Origin of the sequence: Brevundimonas aveniformis DSM 17977, assembly GCF_000428765.1 — a bacterium.
Lineage (GTDB): Bacteria > Pseudomonadota > Alphaproteobacteria > Caulobacterales > Caulobacteraceae > Brevundimonas > Brevundimonas aveniformis.
In genome coordinates this window covers 227,587-240,652 of the sequence record NZ_AUAO01000001.1, presented here as the reverse complement: position 1 = coordinate 240,652, position 13,066 = coordinate 227,587, and the positions used below count along the sequence as shown (strand labels likewise).

The following is a 13,066-nucleotide window of genomic DNA, read 5'->3' as shown; positions in this document are numbered from 1 at the left end:
CAGCGGAGGACGCCATGATCGGCTATGTGACGCTCGGCACCAATGATCTGGAGCGCGGGGCGGCCTTCTACGACAAGGTCTGCGGGGCGCTCGGCACGGGGCGGATGATGGAGTGGCCCGGTGCCATCGCCTGGGGCACGGCCGGCGGCGGGGCCGGCATCGGCCTGACGCAGCCGTTCGACAAACAGGCCGCCACCGTCGGCAACGGCGTCATGGTCGCCCTGGAATGCGCCAGCCCGGCCCAGGTGCGCGAGGTCTACGACATCGCCCTGGCCAACGGCGGCACCGACGAAGGTCCCCCCGGTCCGCGCGGCGACGGATTCTACGCCGCCTATTTCCGTGACCCGGACGGCAACAAGCTGAACGCCTTCGTCATGGGGCCGGGGGCGGCGGAATGAGGCGGGCGTCGGGCGCGGCAGGGCTGCTGGCGGCGATGATGCTCGCCGCCGGGGCCGGAACAGCCCAGGCGCAGGAGCCGGAATACTCCCCCTTCGCCGAGCGGGTGTCGCTGGCCTTCCAGGCCTGGGCCGAGGTCCGATGGGCCGCCTTCTCAACGTCCCCGGCCTATGACGGTCGGGACGGCGAGGGGTGTCGCTGGGAGTTGTACGATTGGACGTCCGAGGCTCACGACCTCGAAGACCATGTCCAGATATTCCTGGGACTCGACCGCGTGATGAGCGACCCCGAGGATCTCGAGGCCCTCAGGAACCATTTCGCCCAGCTGACCGACGTTCCAGCCCATTGGCGTGATCAGCGTGAATGGCGTGTCCGCAACGCCTGCGAGCCGGAAGGCCACGATCTGACGACTTTCGACACTGTGGCCGACCGCTACGACGCCATGATCGCGGCCATGCAGGCTGCGCCCGAATGAGCTGGACCCCCGATCCCGCCTTCGAGCCCGGGTCCTGGGTGATCAAGGACCTCCCGCTGTGCCAGGTCCGGTTCCAGGACGACGCACGCTTCCCCTGGCTGATCCTTCTGCCGCGCGTTCCCCACGCGGTGGAGCTGACCGACCTGACGGCTGCGGATCGCGGGCGATTGATGGAGGAGGTCATCGTCGCGTCGATGGCCGTGCGGCGGCTGGGAGAATATCTGGAGCGCCCGGTCGTGAAGCTGAATGTGGCGACGCTGGGCAACGTCACGCCCCAGCTTCACGTCCATGTCATTGGCCGACGCCAGGACGACGAGGCTTGGCCTGACCCGGTCTGGGGGGCCGGTTCCCCCGAGTACTATCTGCCCGAACAGGTGCCGGACCTGATCGCGGCCCTGGATGGCTGGTTGGCCTGATCCATGGCTGGCATTCCCGCGTTCGCCCCTCTACATCGGGGCCGCGAGCAGGAGAGCTGACATGACGACGCGCAAGGCCAACCTCATCGGCGGAGAGTGGATCGAGGGCCAGGACTGGTCCGAGAACATCAATCCGTCCGACGTCTCGGACGTCATCGGCCAGTTCGCGCAAGCCAATGCCGAAAACGTCGATCAGGCCGTCCAGGCCGCCCGCGCCGCCCTGCCGGCCTGGAGCCGCGTTCATCAGGACCGCGCCGATCTGCTGGATCGTGTCGGCGACCGGCTGATGGCCCGTAAGGACGAGTTGGGTGAACTGCTCTCGCGCGAAGAGGGCAAGACCCTCGCGGAAGGAAAAGGCGAGGTCGAACGCGCCGCCCGCGTCTTCAAGTTTTTCGCCGGTGAGGCCCTGCGCGGCGGCGGCGACATCATCCCCGGTGCCCGCCCGAGCGTTTCCGTCGAGGCCCGGCGCGAGCCGGTTGGTGTCGTCGGCCTGATCACGCCCTGGAATTTCCCCATCGCCATCCCGGCCTGGAAGGCCGCCCCGGCGCTGGCCTACGGCAACACGGTGGTGATGAAGCCCGCCGATCTGGTCCCGGCCTCGGCCTGGGCCCTGGCCGACATCATCCGCGAGTGCGGTGCCCCCGCCGGCGTCTTCAACCTGGTCATGGGCAAGGGCTCGGTGGTCGGCGAGGCCATGCTGAACCATGCGGGCGTCGACGCCGTCTCCTTCACCGGCTCGACCGGTGTGGGCGCGCGTGTCGCTGCGGCTTGCGCGGCGGGCTTGAAGCGGTTCCAGCTGGAGATGGGCGGCAAGAACCCGCTGGTCGTCCTGGCCGACGCCGACCTGGATGCAGCGGTCGAGGCGGCGGCAAACGGTGCCTTCTTCGCCACCGGCCAGCGGTGCACGGCCTCGTCACGCATCGTCGTGGAGCGGTCGATCTACGCCGCCTTCGTCGAGAAGATGGAGGCGCGCCGCGCCGCCCTCGTCGTCGGCCATGCGCTCGACCCCAAAACCAACATCGGCCCTGCCGTCTCGGCCGCCCAGCTCAACCAGGACCTCGACTATGTCGAGATCGGCAAGGGCGAAGGGGCCAAGCTGATCGGCGGCGGTGAGCGGCTCAAGCTCGCAACCGATGGCTTCTACATCGCCCCGGCCCTGTTCGCCGACGTGGACAATTCCATGCGGATTGCCCGCGAGGAAATCTTCGGCCCGGTCGCTTCGGTCATACCGGCGGATGATGCCGATCAGGCGCTGGCCATCGCCAATGACACGGAGTTCGGCCTGTCGGCCGGCGTGTTCACGACCTCGCTGAAACAGGCCGAACGCTTCAAGCGCGAGCTTCAGGCCGGCATGGTCATGGTCAATCTACCGACCGCCGGCGTTGACCTGAATGCCCCCTTCGGTGGCACCAAGGGCTCGTCCTTCGGACCGCGTGAACAGGGGCCGTATGCCCGTGAATTCTATACGAAGTTCAAGACCACCTACACCCAGGCCTAACGCGACCTATTCGGTGGGATCGGTATGATCCAGCTGGCCGATCTCGGCACAGGCCAGGATGAAGCCGTCGCGCTGATCCTGTGAGGGGGCCGGCCAAGGCCCGCCCTGCTGGATGCCATAGAGGACGGACAGGTCGCTGGTGCGCGCCAGGTGGTCGAGAAGCGACGGGTCGATGGCGGTGCGGGCCATAACGCCGCTACCGGTCCATTGGGTGTCCGCCACAAAGCCAAAGGCTTCGTTGGCGATGCCCATGGTCATCCGTTCCTCGGAGCCGATCACGGTAAAGTCCGAGGCGATGATCTGCATCTCCCGGTCGGCGCGAAGACAGGCCATGTGGAAGATCTGGCGATTGCCTTCGCCCAATAGAACCAGGGCGGTGCCTTCGTCGCTGGCCAGGTCATTCCAGGTCAGGTTGAGATGCCCGGCTGCAGGATCCTCATCCGCGGGAGCCGGCGAGTGATCGGCCGCATCGCACCCGATCAGGACCAGGGTGGCGACGAACATTCCAGCGAAGACCAGGACAGGGACGCGCAGGCTCATGCACGTACCCTAGGCCATCCCCAGCGACTTCGTTACCAAAAACCTAACAGCGCGGGTATCTGGAGCGATGACACCCCGTACGGGCGAACGGCTTAACTCTAATGAAAAAGACCCCGCCGGGGCGCGGCGGGGCCTTCTCTTCATCGTCGCGGCAGTCGGGGGGAAATGGGCCGCGACGCTGGTTCGTTGAGGCGGTTAGTCGGCGGCGTCCTCAGCGGCTTGCTCGACGGCAGATCCGGCGGCCTGGGCATCGCGACCGACGCCCGCAATGGTATTGCAGGCGGCCACCGACAAAGCGGCGGCGGCAGCGAAGAGAACAAAGACCTTACGCATGCGGAGAACCCTTTTCTTCAAATCCTGACAGCCAAAATGCTCAGGATGGGCGTTGGTTCCGCCGACCGGCCGAATCCGTGAGCCGCTCCAGCGAAACATCCGGGATGGGGAAGGTCAGGCGGGCGCGATGCCCTCCCATTGGCCCACGATCGAAGGTGGCCTCACCTCTCAGCTGCCGGGCGAAGGCGGTCATCAGGGTGTGGCCCAGCCCGTTGACCTCGTCAGGGGTGTCGATGCCTGGCCCGTCGTCCTCGACCTCAACCGTGCTCAGGTCACCTTCGGAGTAGAAGCGCACGACCAGGCGACCCCCTCGACCCGTCAGGGCGTGTTTCTGGGCATTGGAAATCGCTTCCACCGCCCAAAGCGCCACGGGGGCCAGCTTGTCAGGGTCTACAATCAGAGGCTCGGCCTCAACTAGGGTTTCGGTGGGAGGCCCGGCGCTGGGGTCGGTCGTGATCAGTTGCGACACGAGATCGTTCAGGAAGGTTGCAACATTCACCTGCTTGAGCGTCTCGGACTGGTAGAGCGCCCGATAGATGAGAGCCAGGGCCGTGATTCGCTGGCGGGTATCGTTCATGGCGGCGCGCGCAACGGGGTCCTTGAGCGCCCGTTGCTGCATATTGAGCAGGCTGGTGATGACCTGAAGGTTGTTCTTCACCCGATGGTGGATCTCACGCATCAGCGCGTCCTTCTCATCGAGCGATTCCCTGAGGGAGGCATCCCGCGCCTCAATCGCCAGCACCATCGCATCCATCGCGGTGGCCAGGGATCGGATCTCTTCGGGGCCTTCCTGGGCATGGGTTGGGCGCACCGAGTGGCGTCCCCGGGCCTGCAAGGATGCGACGCGCTCCAAATAGGTCAGCCAACGTACGATGACCCGCTCGGTGACGACCATCACACTGACGAGGGCGGCAAACCAGGCCAGCAGGGGCAGAATGAAAACCGCCAGCGTATTGGCCATAGCCCATCGGAAAAGGTCCTGGCTGGGAGCCGTGGCGACGACAAATAGATCCTCTCCGGCGAAGGCGGCGACGGTCTGAACGCGCGCCTCGCCGCGTGCATCGCGAATTCGGCTCAGTCGCCCGACTTGCGAGCGCGGCGGCGGGCTCTGGGTGGGAAAGGCTGTGGCGTCGGTTGTGGCCAGGACGCGGCCGTCGGCGTCAACAAGCGCCACCTCGGTTCCGGGTACGTCGCTGTCCGTGAGCCCGGCCTCCTGGAGCGACTGGATGGGAACGACGGCGACCACCGCTCCGGCAAATTCGCCTGCCGGTGTTTCCCGTCGCGCGGCGGCGATAACGGCAGGCTCGTCTGACAACTGGGAGGCCGGCGATGCGCTAAGCGAGACGTCCCGACCGGATCTAACCTGCGCAAACCAGGGCCGGTCGTCGACTCGGGACCGCTTCAAGGGGCGGCTGGCGCACAGCACACGTCCCGAACGATCAATGGAGGCCAGGGCTTCATAGTGATCCCCGCTGGCGACCAACGCGGCCAGTCGGCTCGAGCAATCGGTCCCGAGGCTCTCGCGGCGAAGGGTTCGCAACGCCATGAGCGAGGCGTCCACATGAACCTGAGCCGCATGGGCACTGTCCGTCGCGGCGTCGAGCAAGTCATGCTCGACGCGATCCTCCTCCATGCGAAACGCGGCACGCGACTGGATGGCGCTCAGAATCAGGATCGGAGCCAGGGCAATGGCCATTGCCACGATCAGACGAAGCCGGATCCCCTTGAAGAAACTTCCGATCCCGCTTCGGTGCCAGCGCCGCACGGTTAACGCGGACCGGAAAGTCGATCCGCCTCAGCCAGAATTGCCCCCATGGCTTCGCCGGCGGCCCGGCCATCAGCGCTGTAGGAGCCATCCTCCAGCACGGCCTGCAAGGCGCGCCGCGCCCGGCTGACGCGGCTTTTAACCGTCCCGACCGCACAGCCGCAGATGGCCGCAGCCTCTTCGTAGGCGAACCCACCGGCTCCCACTAGGACGATGGCTTCACGTTGTTCGTCCGGCAGGGTGTTCAGCGCGCGCCGCAGTTCGTCGAGGGCCAGCGGGGCTGATGGATCATCGACAGCCACAAGCGTGCGCTCTGCGGCTTCCTGGTCGAGCTGAGTTTGTCGCCAGGACCGTCGTTTGTCCGAGTAGAACTGATTGCGCAGGATCATGAAGGTCCAGGCCTTCATATTGGTGCCGAGCTGGAAGCTGGCCCGTGCGTCCCAGGCCTTGACCATGGCGTCCTGGGCCAGGTCGTCGGCGGCCGTCGCGTCACCGGTCAAGGTGCGAGCGAAGGCGCGCAGGTGTGGGATCAGCGGAACCAGTTCCCGCTTGAACGCCTCATCGTCCTCGGGAGCACGAGGCGGCCTTGCGTCCGTCATGCACCGCCCCGATTGCGCTCGTCCGCGTTTTTCAGGATCGACAGAAATTCGTCCGGGACCGGTTCGTTCACGACCTCGTCAAACAGGTGGCGAAGACGCACGCCGATCGCCTGCTGGCGCAGGCGCGCTTCGGCAATGTCGGGCTTGGGTGGGTCGTCGTGGAGCTTGCGATCAGGCAAGGGATTGTCTTTCATGGTCGTCGTGACGCCCATCAGATTGGGGAGATTTGCACCTTGGAACGCCGAAATATCGTTGAGGTTCCGAGACTCGATGGATTTCGTACCGTACAGAATTCGTCGGGGAACCAAAATTGAGCTTGGCTGTTAAGCTCGCAACGGGCCGCGCACCGCGCCCATATTTCGTGTCGGGGTTGAAATGAGTCTAGTCGCCAAGCTGGCACCGCACCTGCCGTATGTGCGTCGTTACGCGCGGGCGCTAACCGGCGATCAGGTGTCAGGTGACAACTATGTGCGGGCATCGCTGGAAGCCCTGGCGGTCGGCGATCTGGAGTTGTCGGAAAGTGCCACACCGCGCGTGGCGCTGTATCAGGCGTTTCACGCGATCTGGGAGACAACGGGAGCCCAGCTTGAAGAGGGCGGAGCCGATACCGCCAATCCGGCGCAACGGCTGCTGCGGATTCCTCCGCGATCGCGTCAGGCCTTCCTGCTGACGGCGCTCGAAGGGTTCACGGCTTCCGAAACCGCGGCAATTCTCGACACGGACGTCACCGAAGTCGATGCCCTGATTGCTCAGGCCCAGGCCGACATTGATGCAGAGCTGGCGACCGATGTGCTGATCATCGAAGATGAGGCCGTAATCTCGGCTGACATCGAGGCGCTGGTTCTCGAACTCGGCCACAAGGTCGTCGCCGTCAGCACAACCCGGACCGAAGCTGTCGAGGCCGTGGCCCAGAAGCGCCCGGGCCTCGTCCTGGCCGACATTCAACTTGCCGATGGGTCGTCCGGTATCGACGCGGTCAAAGACATTCTCAGCATCCATGATGTGCCGGTGATCTTCATTACGGCCTTCCCCGAACGGTTGCTGACCGGTGAGCGGCCTGAGCCGACCTTCCTGATCACCAAGCCATTCCAGCCTGACAATGTGAAGGCGGCCATCGGTCAGGCCCTGTTCTTCCATCCGGCTCGACACGCCCTGCCGGCCTGATCGGGCACGCAGACAGTTTTCCACAGCGATGTCGCGTTCGTCGGGAACGGCTGTCGTTTATCGGCGTTGATGTCGTGCGGAGGCGGCGACGCCCCCCGACAAATGGCCGGCGTAGATCGGCCTGCTGCCTCCGCACCTCCTCCTCAGCTGAGTCAGCCCCCCGGACGGGCCTCAATGATGACCTCGACCCGTCGACGGACGGGCTCGCTGACGCCGCCCTCGCGTGCGCCTTCTTCACCCGCAGCCTCGACATCGAACGTCGGGGTCGGGAGCCCCGCATCGGCCAGGGCCCGGGCGACGGTCAGGGCCCGGCGCTCTGACAGCGTCATATTGGCGGCTGCGCTGCCGCTGGCGCTGGCCAGGCCGACAATCCGCACCCGGTCGATGTGGCACCCGCGCAGGGCGTCCGCCCCGTTGCGGATCAGTTCGTGTGCAGGGGCCGTCAGGCCAGCCTGACCTTCCTCAAAGTAGATCGGTACAGCCGTCTCGCGACAAGCGGTTGGATCAACCACTAGGTCGGAGCGACTTCCGAAACCCAGGCTTGAACAGCCTGACAGCCCGGCCATTGCCAGCACCGTCACCAAGATCGTCTTTTTCATCGTTACGCCCTCCCTCTGGTCGCAAAAAGCAAAAGGCGACCCACCCCGGGGGCGAGCCGCCTCTGCATTCAGTCCGTCATCCGGCGCCTAGTAGCGGCGGGTGCCGTCTTCCCAATAGCAATCGCCTTCGGGATAGCAGTAGTAGTAGCGACCGTAGCGGCTGTCGTACTGACGCGACAGGTTGCGGGCCTCGCGGTCCTGCTGCGAACCACGAACGGCCCCGGCCACGCCGCCGACAACGGCACCGATAGCCGCGCCGCGTCCGGCATTTCCGTCGCCGACATTATTGCCGATGATGGCCCCTGCCAGGGCACCAATGGCGGCCCCGCCGGCAGCATTTCGTTCGACGTTGCCGGTTGTCGTGCATCCGGCCAACGCGAGGGCGGCGGCGGCTACGACAGGAATCGTTTTGATCATGGAGTTTCTCCCTTTCGCTCCGTAGGCGAGAACGCTGGATTGCGGTCAAGGTTCCGCGACTATGCGGCAGACTTCTGTTGAGTTAACCTTACCTGGGGACCAGGTAAGGTCACATCCTAGCATACCGAGTGAGGGGGAATAGATATGGCGGATGACGGCGACAATCTGGCGGGCGCCGGCCCGGTCTGGGAACGGCGCGGACGCCGCAGTGGGTCCAATCCCTTTGTGGGGTTGATCGTGACGCTGCTCGCTCTGTTCGGGGCGCTGGTGTTGGGCCTGTCGATTGCGGGCGGTTCGGTCGCGTCGGCCGGTGGCCGCGTCGATGGCTGGATCTCGGCGGGCTGGAACATGGTGACGGGCGGCAACGCTGCGGACGCCGCGGCTGAAGCCGCCGGCGATGCGGCCGAAGCGGCCGGTGACGCTGCCGAAGAAGCCGGTGACGCTGTTGAGCAAGGTGCTGACCGCGCCGCTGAAGAGCTCAAGGGCGGCTGATCACGTCGGGTGGAACTCCCTGTTGAGCGGGGCGTTCGCCTGAGATGAAGCCTGAATCAACGCGCATTTCGACGCGACCTGGGGCGCTGCGCCTCAAACGGATCGTTGCGATCGTCAACCCGCGTTCGGGCAGCGTGTCGGAGATGGCACCCGATGACCTGCGCCAGGAACTCCTGGAGCGCGGGATCGAGGCGCGTATTCATGTGCTTGAATCGGGCAACTTCTCCGACGTGCTGGATCAGGCCTTCGCTGATAGCCCTGACCTGATCATTGTGCTGGCCGGGGACGGCACTGTTCGCGCCGTGGCATCGCGGGCCGGGCCGGACGGCCCGCTGGTCGCCCCCCTGCCGGGGGGGACGATGAATATGCTGCCCAAGGCGGTTTACGGTGTCACCGATTGGCGAGCCGCCTTGAGCCTGGCTCTTGAAGAGGGAGAGGTTCGCGAGATCGCCGGCGGTGTCGTTGACGGCGAACCCTTCTATTGCGCGGCCATCCTCGGGCCCGCGGCCTTGTGGGCCCCGGCGCGCGAAGCTCTGCGTGAAGGTCGGATCGTGCGCAGCCTTGCCCAGGCGCGCTGGGCCTTCAAAAAGGCCTTCATGGGCCGGGTGCGTTACCGGCTCGATCGTGGAGAGCTTCAACGCGCCGAGGCTTTAGTCCTAATTTCTCCGCTGATTTCGATGGCGCTGACGGACAACAGCGGCCTTGAGGCCGCGGTGATGAGGACGTCCGACGCGCGCGAGGCCTTTCGACTGGCTGCCAATGCTGTCTTTTCGAACTGGCGCGACGATCCCAGCGTAGATACCAAGATCGTCAAGCGCGCCCATGCCTGGTCACGATCTCGGATTCCGGCGCTTCTCGATGGTGAGACAACCCGATTGTCGACCGATGCCGAGATACGGTTCCTTCCGGTTGCGTTCCGGGCTTTGGCTCCCAGGGCTCAAGCTCCAGAGGCCGAGGCCTGATGGGTTGCATCATCCAATTGTCGGATGTTCATTTCGGGGCCGAGAACAAGGCCGCTGTGGCGGCGGCGACGGCCTATTGTCAGGCTGAGCAGCCGGATCTGGTGCTGATCACCGGTGATATCACCCAGCAGGGCTATCGCCGCGAGTTTGAGGCCGCCGCTGGGTGGCTGTCTGAGCTGCCCGATCCGGTCTTCGTGATCGTGGGCAATCACGATGTGCCGTACTGGAGCCTGGCTGATCGTGTCTTTCATCCCTGGCAGATGTTTGAACAGACGACGGGTCACCCCGCTCACGACCATGAGTTTGTCGGCGACGGCTTCATGGTTCGGGGGGTAACAACCGCGCGCGGTTGGCAGGCTCGACCGAACTGGTCCAAGGGCGTCATTGACCTCGAACAGACGCAGAGAGCGGCTCAGGCCCTCAAGGCTTCGGATCCGTCAACCCTGCGCATCCTCGCCTGTCACCATCCGCTCGTCGAAATGATCGGTGCGCCAATGACCGGGGAGGTCAAACGTGGGCCCGAGGCCGCTCAGATCTTTGCCGAGGCCAGGGTGGATTTGATCATGACGGGGCATGTGCATGTCCCCTTTGCCCTGCCGATCGGGGTCGGCATCACAGGCTGTCATGCCGTCGGTTGCGGCACCCTCTCAGAACGAGAGCGCGGCTTTCCGCCATCCTTCAATGTCGTGACTTGGGACGATGCGAACATCACGGTCACGGCCATGGGCTGGGTCGGTTCGGGATTTGAACCCATGCGAACCTGGCATCTGGAGCGCCGGCGCAGCTGATCGCGCCCAGGAAAAATGTCGCAGCGGTGAGCGCGCGGCACTTTTGCGTTCGTTCGGGCTTGGACCCTATCGGCGGCGTCGGGTCGGCGTTGGCCGGTCCGTCATCACGGCCGCCACCATCGTGGCGAGCGCCGGATTCCGCAGGAAAATCCAGCCGGCTGCCAGTCCGGCCACGGTCCCCAGAATTGGCCGCTGGCTGAACAGGGTGACGATCCGATCCTGAATTCCGGCGGGTTCGTCCTGAGGCTCCGGCTCACGCGGTCCGGCCATGATCAGCGCAGTTCCACCGGCAACCGCCGCGAAAAGCAGGGCGGTGACCGCCGCTGCCCCCGCCGGGATCAACCAGATCGCAAGGGCCGCATAGATGGCGAAGCCGAGCGCCGTGACGGCGACGAATACGCACGCCGCCACCGCCGCAAGGGCCGCGGCCCTCTTCACCAGGCCCTGGCCAAACATCAACGGCGGCCGCCCGCCAGCAGCAGGCCGATGATCACGCCGACGCCCAGGGCGATCCCGGTCGAAGCCAGCGGCTTCTCCTGAACGCGCTCGGACACGTAGCGTTGATACTCGTCGAACCGCTCGGCGGCATCGTCATAGTACTCGCGACCGCTTTCCACACCCTGATCGTACAGGCGTTGAGCGCGCGAGCGCAGCTCGGCCGAGCGTTCACGCACGGTCTCATCAGCCTTGGCCGCGATCTCGCGTAGGCGCTCGGCCTCTTCGCGAGATACGGCCTTGAGGTCCTCCTTCAGGGCCTTGAGGTCATTCTTGACGTCTTCACGCGCACTGGTGCTGGCGGTACGGGCCATGTCTTTGTCTCCGGCAAAGCGTTGATATCTGCCATATGGGCGAGTTGAAGATTGAACGCTAGAGCTTGTCGTGAGTTCCTTTACCGCAAACGACGATCGGGGCTAGGGCCAAGCCATGAGTGAGTATCTTTTTCCGCCCGCTGAGCGGGTCAGTGTGCCGGTGGTCGGAAGTGACCGGCGATTTGCGGTGCGTCGCGTCCTGTGCGTCGGTCAGAACTATGCCGCCCATGCGCGCGAAATGGGGGCGGACCCCGAACGGCGCCCCCCCTTTTTCTTTTCCAAGCCGGCCGATGCGTTGGTACCTCTGGGAGGCGAGGTGCCCTATCCCGGTCGTACCCGCGATCTGCACCACGAGGTCGAATTGGTGGTGGCCCTGGGCCATGGCGGCGCAGATCTGGATCCTGTATCCGCCGCCGGCCTGATCGTCGGTTGGGCCGTCGGTGTTGATCTGACGCGGCGCGATCTTCAGGCGGAGGCCAAGGCCAGCGGTCGTCCGTGGGATGCGGCCAAGGGCTTTGACTTTTCGGCCCCGATCGGCCCGATCACGCCGATACACGACCTGCCCCTGCCGATGGGCAACATCTCGTTGTCGGTCAATGGCAAGACCCGCCAGACCGGCAGCCTGTCTGACATGATCTGGGGGCCAGCCGAGGTCGTGGCCCAGGCCTCGACCCTGTGGCGGCTGGCTCCCGGTGATCTGATCTTCACCGGGACGCCTGAAGGAGTCGGCCCGCTTCATCATGGCGATCGTGTGACGGCGCGTGTCGAAGGCCTGACCGACCTTGAATTCACGCTTATCTAGGAACGACCGGAATGATCCTGCATGGCTATTGGCGCTCGGGCACGTCGTATCGCACGCGCATTGCGCTCAACCTCAAGGACCTGAGCTATGAGCAGATGCCGGTGGACCTCCGCGCCGGCGACCAGCGGTCAGAGGTCTTTTTGGCTCTCAATCCGCAGGGTCTGGTTCCCGCTCTTGAGGTCGACGGGCAGATTTTGACGCAGAGCCCGGCGATTCTGGAATGGCTTGAGGAACGCTTTCCCGATCCGCCCCTGTTGCCTGGCGATGCGGCAGGACGGGCTCAGGTGCGGGCCATGGCCGCCGTCATCGGCTGTGACATCCACCCGTTGAACAACCTGCGAGTTCTGAAAGCGGTTCAGGCCCTGGGCGGCGTCACAAATGACTGGGCCGCCAGCTGGATACGGCCCGGCTTCGATGCGCTGGAATCCCTGGTCGAGCGTCACGGCGTCGGATGGTCATATGGCGATACGCCCACCCTGGTCGACTGCTACCTGATCCCGCAGATCTATTCCGCCCGCCGCTTTGAAGTCGATGTCTCGGCCTGGCCTCGGCTGGCCGACATTGAGGCGCGGGCCAGCCAACATCCCGCGTTTCAGGCCGCTCATCCTGACGTCCAGCCGGACGCCGACTGATCAGGGTCGGGGCTAGAAGGACCCCGCGTTCCCGGCGACAAGGGCCCCGAAGCCGACCACCCAAAGAATGCAGATGACCAGGCCAATGCCCGAGGTGACGATCCCGGCAATGGCCAGACCCTGCCCACCCGGCTTTTTGCGAGCCAGGAACCCGAGGATCAACCCGATCGGGGCCAGCACCCAGGCGACGATCCCGACGAAGGGGATAATGGCGGTCACGATCGACAGGATGCCGAGCACCAGCGAGCCGATCGCCATGCCGTTCGAGGGGGCCGAAGCGGCGGATTGAAACTGGTGATCCTGATCGGTCATGCGTGATTCCTTTGATGATATGGCCAAGCTGCCGTGGCTGGCGGGCCCTGACAAGGCGCCAGTGAGC

20 protein-coding genes are annotated in these 13,066 nt (G+C 65.1%); 10 read left to right on the top strand and 10 right to left on the bottom strand.

All coding sequences use genetic code 11. The features are described from left to right. The first annotated feature begins 14 nt into the window (after positions 1-14). The 4 genes from G391_RS0101240 to G391_RS0101225 all read left to right on the top strand — a co-directional run bounded on the left by G391_RS0101240 (position 15) and on the right by G391_RS0101225 (position 2,785). A complete protein-coding gene (locus G391_RS0101240) occupies positions 15-398 on the top strand; it encodes a VOC family protein (protein ID WP_029085896.1) in 384 nt (127 codons plus the stop codon). After that, positions 395-871: a hypothetical protein gene (locus G391_RS0101235; RefSeq protein ID WP_029085895.1), complete on the top strand. Its 477-nt coding sequence runs from the start codon at positions 395-397 to the stop codon at positions 869-871. The genes G391_RS0101240 and G391_RS0101235 overlap by 4 nt, the downstream gene beginning before the upstream one ends. Beyond that, the gene (locus G391_RS0101230; RefSeq protein ID WP_029085894.1) at positions 868-1,287 is read left to right on the top strand and encodes an HIT domain-containing protein; all 420 of its coding nucleotides are present in this window, start codon (positions 868-870) and stop codon (positions 1,285-1,287) included. The genes G391_RS0101235 and G391_RS0101230 overlap by 4 nt, the downstream gene beginning before the upstream one ends. A 61-nt stretch (positions 1,288-1,348) precedes the next feature. Beyond that, on the top strand, positions 1,349-2,785 hold the full coding sequence (locus G391_RS0101225; RefSeq protein WP_029085893.1) for an aldehyde dehydrogenase family protein: 1,437 nt from the start codon (positions 1,349-1,351) through the stop codon (positions 2,783-2,785). A 6-nt stretch (positions 2,786-2,791) separates the two neighbouring features. Here the strand turns inward: G391_RS0101225 and G391_RS0101220 are convergent, their stop codons facing one another. The 5 genes from G391_RS0101220 to nepR all read right to left on the bottom strand — a co-directional run bounded on the left by G391_RS0101220 (position 2,792) and on the right by nepR (position 6,234). Continuing rightward, positions 2,792-3,325, bottom strand: a complete 534-nt coding sequence (locus G391_RS0101220; protein WP_029085892.1) for a hypothetical protein — start codon at positions 3,323-3,325, stop codon at positions 2,792-2,794. A gap of 195 nt (positions 3,326-3,520) precedes the next feature. Next, positions 3,521-3,658: an entericidin A/B family lipoprotein gene (locus G391_RS0101215; protein WP_029085891.1), complete on the bottom strand. Its 138-nt coding sequence runs from the start codon at positions 3,656-3,658 to the stop codon at positions 3,521-3,523. Positions 3,659-3,698: 40 nt separating this feature from the next. After that, entirely contained in the window at positions 3,699-5,354 is a 1,656-nt protein-coding gene (locus G391_RS13470; RefSeq protein WP_156893814.1) for a sensor histidine kinase, read from the bottom strand. Positions 5,355-5,425: 71 nt separating this feature from the next. Beyond that, positions 5,426-6,022: a sigma-70 family RNA polymerase sigma factor gene (locus G391_RS0101205; RefSeq protein WP_029085890.1), complete on the bottom strand. Its 597-nt coding sequence runs from the start codon at positions 6,020-6,022 to the stop codon at positions 5,426-5,428. Further along, complete coding sequence (gene nepR, locus G391_RS0101200; protein ID WP_245572012.1) at positions 6,019-6,234, bottom strand: anti-sigma T factor NepR; 216 nt, start codon at positions 6,232-6,234, stop codon at positions 6,019-6,021. Before nepR ends, G391_RS0101205 begins: the two co-directional genes overlap by 4 nt. A gap of 163 nt (positions 6,235-6,397) precedes the next feature. Here nepR and phyR point away from each other — a divergent pair, with 163 nt between their 5' ends. Next, positions 6,398-7,186 carry an anti-anti sigma factor/receiver protein PhyR gene (phyR, locus tag G391_RS0101195; RefSeq protein ID WP_029085888.1) on the top strand — a complete coding sequence of 263 codons (789 nt, stop codon included), beginning with the start codon at positions 6,398-6,400 and terminating at the stop codon, positions 7,184-7,186. Between the two features lie 152 nt (positions 7,187-7,338). On the opposite strand, the gene G391_RS0101190 is transcribed toward phyR, so the two are convergent. After that, positions 7,339-7,785, bottom strand: a complete 447-nt coding sequence (locus G391_RS0101190) for an OmpA family protein (RefSeq protein ID WP_035303463.1) — start codon at positions 7,783-7,785, stop codon at positions 7,339-7,341. 87 nt (positions 7,786-7,872) lie between these two features. Continuing rightward, positions 7,873-8,202, bottom strand: coding sequence for a YMGG-like glycine zipper-containing protein (locus tag G391_RS0101185; RefSeq protein ID WP_029085886.1), 330 nt, complete (start codon positions 8,200-8,202; stop codon positions 7,873-7,875). 144 nt (positions 8,203-8,346) lie between these two features. Here G391_RS0101185 and G391_RS0101180 point away from each other — a divergent pair, with 144 nt between their 5' ends. The 3 genes from G391_RS0101180 to G391_RS0101170 are packed head-to-tail and all read left to right on the top strand — an operon-like array spanning position 8,347 to position 10,444. After that, positions 8,347-8,694: a hypothetical protein gene (locus G391_RS0101180; RefSeq protein ID WP_035303462.1), complete on the top strand. Its 348-nt coding sequence runs from the start codon at positions 8,347-8,349 to the stop codon at positions 8,692-8,694. A 44-nt stretch (positions 8,695-8,738) separates the two neighbouring features. Continuing rightward, entirely contained in the window at positions 8,739-9,656 is a 918-nt protein-coding gene (locus G391_RS13465; RefSeq protein WP_051257036.1) for a diacylglycerol/lipid kinase family protein, read from the top strand. Next, positions 9,656-10,444, top strand: a complete 789-nt coding sequence (locus G391_RS0101170; protein WP_029085884.1) for a metallophosphoesterase family protein — start codon at positions 9,656-9,658, stop codon at positions 10,442-10,444. Before G391_RS13465 ends, G391_RS0101170 begins: the two co-directional genes overlap by 1 nt. 66 nt (positions 10,445-10,510) lie before the next feature. Here G391_RS0101170 and G391_RS0101165 read toward each other — a convergent pair whose 3' ends face one another. Beyond that, positions 10,511-10,882, bottom strand: a complete 372-nt coding sequence (locus tag G391_RS0101165) for a hypothetical protein (RefSeq protein WP_245572011.1) — start codon at positions 10,880-10,882, stop codon at positions 10,511-10,513. A 17-nt stretch (positions 10,883-10,899) separates the two neighbouring features. Beyond that, positions 10,900-11,253 carry an ElaB/YgaM/YqjD family protein gene (locus G391_RS0101160; RefSeq protein ID WP_029085882.1) on the bottom strand — a complete coding sequence of 118 codons (354 nt, stop codon included), beginning with the start codon at positions 11,251-11,253 and terminating at the stop codon, positions 10,900-10,902. 115 nt (positions 11,254-11,368) lie between these two features. Here G391_RS0101160 and G391_RS0101155 point away from each other — a divergent pair, with 115 nt between their 5' ends. Together G391_RS0101155 and maiA are read left to right on the top strand one after the other, a co-directional pair. Further along, entirely contained in the window at positions 11,369-12,055 is a 687-nt protein-coding gene (locus G391_RS0101155; RefSeq protein ID WP_029085881.1) for a fumarylacetoacetate hydrolase family protein, read from the top strand. An 11-nt stretch (positions 12,056-12,066) separates the two neighbouring features. Then, a complete protein-coding gene (gene maiA, locus G391_RS0101150; protein WP_029085880.1) occupies positions 12,067-12,687 on the top strand; it encodes a maleylacetoacetate isomerase in 621 nt (206 codons plus the stop codon). 12 nt (positions 12,688-12,699) lie between these two features. On the opposite strand, the gene G391_RS13460 is transcribed toward maiA, so the two are convergent. Beyond that, on the bottom strand, positions 12,700-12,999 hold the full coding sequence (locus G391_RS13460; protein ID WP_051257035.1) for a DUF4190 domain-containing protein: 300 nt from the start codon (positions 12,997-12,999) through the stop codon (positions 12,700-12,702). Between the last annotated feature and the right edge of the window lie 67 nt (positions 13,000-13,066).

Bases quoted from the DNA above. Each gene is read 5' to 3' on its own strand.
- G391_RS0101240 (WP_029085896.1), top strand. From the start codon at position 15: ATGATCGGCTATGTGACGCTCGGCACCAATGATCTGGAGCGCGGGGCG.
- G391_RS0101235 (WP_029085895.1), top strand. From the start codon at position 395: ATGAGGCGGGCGTCGGGCGCGGCAGGGCTGCTGGCGGCGATGATGCTC.
- G391_RS0101230 (WP_029085894.1), top strand. From the start codon at position 868: ATGAGCTGGACCCCCGATCCCGCCTTCGAGCCCGGGTCCTGGGTGATC.
- G391_RS0101225 (WP_029085893.1), top strand. From the start codon at position 1,349: ATGACGACGCGCAAGGCCAACCTCATCGGCGGAGAGTGGATCGAGGGC.
- G391_RS0101220 (WP_029085892.1), bottom strand. From the start codon at position 3,325: ATGAGCCTGCGCGTCCCTGTCCTGGTCTTCGCTGGAATGTTCGTCGCC.
- G391_RS0101215 (WP_029085891.1), bottom strand. From the start codon at position 3,658: ATGCGTAAGGTCTTTGTTCTCTTCGCTGCCGCCGCCGCTTTGTCGGTG.
- G391_RS13470 (WP_156893814.1), bottom strand. From the start codon at position 5,354: ATGGCCATTGCCCTGGCTCCGATCCTGATTCTGAGCGCCATCCAGTCG.
- G391_RS0101205 (WP_029085890.1), bottom strand. From the start codon at position 6,022: ATGACGGACGCAAGGCCGCCTCGTGCTCCCGAGGACGATGAGGCGTTC.
- nepR (WP_245572012.1), bottom strand. From the start codon at position 6,234: ATGGGCGTCACGACGACCATGAAAGACAATCCCTTGCCTGATCGCAAG.
- phyR (WP_029085888.1), top strand. From the start codon at position 6,398: ATGAGTCTAGTCGCCAAGCTGGCACCGCACCTGCCGTATGTGCGTCGT.
- G391_RS0101190 (WP_035303463.1), bottom strand. From the start codon at position 7,785: ATGAAAAAGACGATCTTGGTGACGGTGCTGGCAATGGCCGGGCTGTCA.
- G391_RS0101185 (WP_029085886.1), bottom strand. From the start codon at position 8,202: ATGATCAAAACGATTCCTGTCGTAGCCGCCGCCGCCCTCGCGTTGGCC.
- G391_RS0101180 (WP_035303462.1), top strand. From the start codon at position 8,347: ATGGCGGATGACGGCGACAATCTGGCGGGCGCCGGCCCGGTCTGGGAA.
- G391_RS13465 (WP_051257036.1), top strand. From the start codon at position 8,739: ATGAAGCCTGAATCAACGCGCATTTCGACGCGACCTGGGGCGCTGCGC.
- G391_RS0101170 (WP_029085884.1), top strand. From the start codon at position 9,656: ATGGGTTGCATCATCCAATTGTCGGATGTTCATTTCGGGGCCGAGAAC.
- G391_RS0101160 (WP_029085882.1), bottom strand. From the start codon at position 11,253: ATGGCCCGTACCGCCAGCACCAGTGCGCGTGAAGACGTCAAGAATGAC.
- G391_RS0101155 (WP_029085881.1), top strand. From the start codon at position 11,369: ATGAGTGAGTATCTTTTTCCGCCCGCTGAGCGGGTCAGTGTGCCGGTG.
- maiA (WP_029085880.1), top strand. From the start codon at position 12,067: ATGATCCTGCATGGCTATTGGCGCTCGGGCACGTCGTATCGCACGCGC.
- G391_RS13460 (WP_051257035.1), bottom strand. From the start codon at position 12,999: ATGACCGATCAGGATCACCAGTTTCAATCCGCCGCTTCGGCCCCCTCG.